Annotated in this window: 1 protein-coding gene; it reads left to right on the top strand. The window is 54.8% G+C overall.

The features are described 5' to 3' along the window. A partial coding sequence (locus E1297_RS48910) for a hypothetical protein (protein ID WP_209015563.1) occupies nucleotides 1–681 on the top strand: 681 nt, incomplete at its 5' end. Nucleotides 682–775: the final 94 nt, after the last annotated feature.

Here is a 775-nt window from a genome sequence, read left to right as displayed (position 1 = left end):
ATGCAGGCCCCTGCGCATCACCCGGACGCCATTTCGTTTCTCAAAGAGGTCAGGGACAAATACAAGCCAACACATGTTGTCGCCATCGGTGACGAAGTGGATTGGTGCTGGCTGTCGGACTATGCCAAGCAGGCCGAGGCCGATAACCCGCTTGCAGAAGACGATGCAGCCATTTGCTTCATGCGGGATCTGTATGCCTCCTTTCCAAGTGTGTCCGCACTTCATTCCAACCATGTTCAGGGGCGCATGGAAAAGGCGCGCTTGCGCAGCCGGTTTCCAAAACGGTTCCTGCGCGAATTGCCCGACATTCTGGACGCACCTCTTTCATGGCAATGGTACGACGAGATTATCATTGATGATGTGCTCATGCGGCACGGTCACAAAGACGGAGTGAACCTGAAACGGGCGATTCTGGAGGATATCCCGGCGCGGTTCGGTCGGCCCTACAGTCTCGTCATCGGGCATCACCATCAACGGTTTGGGCAAGCCTGCCCTGACATTCTCTATGGCGGCTCGATCTATTGGGGGGCCTTTACCGGCTGTCTTCTCGATCCGACGCATCCCTTCTTTTCCTATTCACGCGGAACGGAGCGGCTTGGAACGCTGGTGATTGATCACGGTCGGCCTGTTCCTATTCCGCTCAAGACCGACAAGTACGGCAGATGGACGGGGGAACTATGACAGATCACATTGTGAAAGAGATCGATGTTCGGGGCATCGACGACACGGATTCCACAATCGTTTATTTCAACGATCAGGCGTTTGCCTTTTCCTA

This window comes from Roseibium sp. RKSG952 (assembly GCF_009711355.1).
Note: the sequence above shows the minus strand (reverse complement) of the source record. Positions and strands in the feature narration are given on the sequence as shown.